Here is a 2,796-nt window from a genome sequence, read left to right as displayed (position 1 = left end):
TAGGGACTTGCGTGGGAATAATATCCCAATCGATCGGAGGGCGCAAGCTTTGCGCCCCTACAGTAACGGATTTTGTCCACAATGTAGGGGCGAACTGCGTTCGCCCAAAAGGTACATTATCAAAGCGCAAGTCCCTTACAGCTTATTGCTGTTCCATAAAAGTCCGCACCGTACCATCGGAACCAAGCACCAGACGCAATTGGGGATTACCGGGTACATCGAGGGGAGAAACAAAAGGTTGATTGAGCAGGGGCATATTAGTGCGATCGAGATAGATTTTCGCCGCCTGTCCCAGGGGAATAATCTGTTTTAGGGAACCATCCTGATTTAAGACCAAACGGTACTCTAGAGTATGCTTGAGACTTTCCGGCGGTTGCCAACGGGATTGAAAATATTCTCTGGTTTCTGCCACTTGGGGAATTGTATCTAGTAAGTTCGTCTCTGGGGCTTTAGCGGTGCTTGTGGGCGGTTTGGGGTCTAAATTGGCATTGTCGGGGTTAATAGGGCTTATAGGCGGTAAATTGGGCAATTTTGGCGGTGCTGGACTCGGATTCATCGTGGTGGGGGGAACATTTACCAGTGCATTTGTACCCTGAGTGCTGGTGACGGGGGGGGCAGTAATCGGGATGTTCTGATTATTCGGTTCAATTATGATCGCCGTGCCGCCGGGACGCGAACCTGTGACTGGTGGCGGCGGTAAAGTGGGCGGCGGAATCACTAGAGGGACGCTAGAGGGACGAACTGGGGCTGGAACGGTTCCCACGGGTGGCGGTGGCGGTAAAGGGGTTTTATTGCCCAAATTTGCCGGTAACTGCGGGTTTGGGGCGGCCGTTCCCGTGGGGGGTAAAGGCAGCGTTGGCAAGGGTTGGGGAATCTTGGCACTATTGGGATCAGTGGTTAAATCATTGTTGGCCAATTCTTGCTGTTGATAAAATGCGATCGCTATTCCCCCGATAGTTATTAGGGCTGAGGCGATTAATCCCGTCCACATCAGGGCATTTTTTCGAGTTTTCTGGCGAATTAATGGGTGTATTAGGGGGCTTTCATGGTTATATTCCCCTAAAGCATTGGCTAGATCGAATAATTGCGATGTGGTTAATTCGATCTCCTGTTTATCCTGATCGGTTAGCAGGGAACCTAAAAATAATTGATGCTGCAGAAGTCCCTGACAACGGAGAGAAGGCAAGGAGGGGAGATGGCTTTCGGGGGAACCACTAGCCACGAAAGAGAGGGTAGAAACGGGACTAGAGAGTAAATTCTGCACATAATTAGCGACAATTTCCCCTAGGAGTTGTAATTGTGTGCGATCGCCTTTGATCGTCACCTGTTTTTCCTCACTCAATCTAGGATCATCAAAACGCAATTGAAAGTGGGCATCGTTTAAGACATTTTTACCTAGCCAAACCGCTAGAGGCGAACTATTTCCCCAAATTTCTAGGGTACAGGTGGGGGGTGTATATTTGCGAATTAGATTACTCATTTTTAGTTATCGGTGGGAATTATGAATTATGAATTATGAATTATGAACTGGGAAGAATAAATAAAAAATAATCGCCTGAATACTGACTCCTGAATACTGACTCCTGAATACTGACTCCTGATAGGCTTTTTATTTTTGACTTGCCAAAAGGGTGTGCCAGAGAAGGAGATGACTGCGGGGGCTGCTGTAGAACAATAAATCGATTAATAATTTCCAGGCTAGGGAAATTAGGCTAGAATCACTGAGATTATTTTCCGATATTTCTGGGTATTTTAAGCGAAAATTATCAATATAATTGCCCAAAAGCGTGGTTTTGACCGGTTCTTGTCCTTGAGTTCCCACTTGTTCCAAGAGAATTACGGCGCGACGGATTAACTCTTGCTTTTTTTGGGCTAGATGACAGAGGAGGAGAACTAGAGAACGGATGTCCGCTAGGGAGAGGTTTGACTGGGGTTGCCAGTAGTGGGCAACTAGGAGATCGCTTGTATCCAGATCTAAGGCTAATTCTTGGGCTGCTTGGGTGATAGACTCGGAGTCTAAATTAGCTAGAGAGACTAAAGCAACCAAAATCAGGTTTAAATAGCTATTAATATTCTCTAACTGCTCGTTACTGGGTGAGATAGCTAGGGGTAAATCCTCACCCGTGGAGGACTCGGCAGACTGAGGCATAGTCAAGGACATAGATAATAAGGAATTGCCAGCAGAAAAACTTGGGTTTAGGAGAAAAAATCACTGGTTCTCAAGTGTCATCGCCAATTTTGGCTCTGAAACCCCGTTCTCAAAGGACGGCTTTACTATGAAATAGTAGCGCATTTACACGATATATGCTAGAATGTGAGATATGGAGAAAGCCTATTCGTTTCGATTTTACCCCACAGCAGAACAAGAGTCGCTATTGCGGCGCACCTTGGGCTGTGTAAGATTAGTTTACAATAAAGCTCTCCATCTCAGAACACAAGCATGGTACGAAAGACAAGAAAGAGTAGGATATACTGAAACTTCTTCGATGTTGACTGAGTGGAAAAAACAAGAAGAATTAGAGTTTTTGAATGGGGTTAGCTGTGTTCCTTTACAACAAGGTTTAAGACACCTACAAACAGCTTTTACTAACTTCTTTGCTGGTCGTACTAAGTATCCTAACTTTAAGAAAAAACATCAAGGAGGAAGTGCCGAATTTACCAAATCTGCTTTTAAATTTAAAGACAAACAAATCTATTTATCTAAATGCACAGAACCCTTACCTATTCGATGGTCAAGACAAATACCAGAAAGCTGTGAACCAAGCACAGTAACAGTCAGATTACATCCATCTGGAC

3 protein-coding genes are annotated in these 2,796 nt (G+C 45.1%); 1 reads left to right on the top strand and 2 read right to left on the bottom strand.

The annotated features are described in order from the left end of the window. Positions 1 to 142: 142 nt before the first annotated feature. A complete protein-coding gene (locus tag IM456_RS01430) occupies positions 143 to 1,480 on the bottom strand; it encodes a DUF4335 domain-containing protein (RefSeq protein WP_287693052.1) in 1,338 nt (445 codons plus the stop codon). Between the two features lie 129 nt (positions 1,481 to 1,609). Continuing rightward, positions 1,610 to 2,149, bottom strand: coding sequence for a DUF3038 domain-containing protein (locus IM456_RS01425; RefSeq protein WP_287693053.1), 540 nt, complete (start codon positions 2,147 to 2,149; stop codon positions 1,610 to 1,612). A gap of 172 nt (positions 2,150 to 2,321) precedes the next feature. On the opposite strand from IM456_RS01425, the gene IM456_RS01420 reads away from it, so the two are divergent. After that, a partial coding sequence (locus tag IM456_RS01420) for an RNA-guided endonuclease InsQ/TnpB family protein (protein WP_287712727.1) occupies positions 2,322 to 2,796 on the top strand: 475 nt, incomplete at its 3' end.

It is taken from the genome of Microcystis sp. M079S1 (assembly GCF_020246425.1).
GTDB lineage: Bacteria > Cyanobacteriota > Cyanobacteriia > Cyanobacteriales > Microcystaceae > Microcystis > Microcystis aeruginosa.
This window is presented reverse-complemented; position numbering and strand designations above follow the sequence as displayed.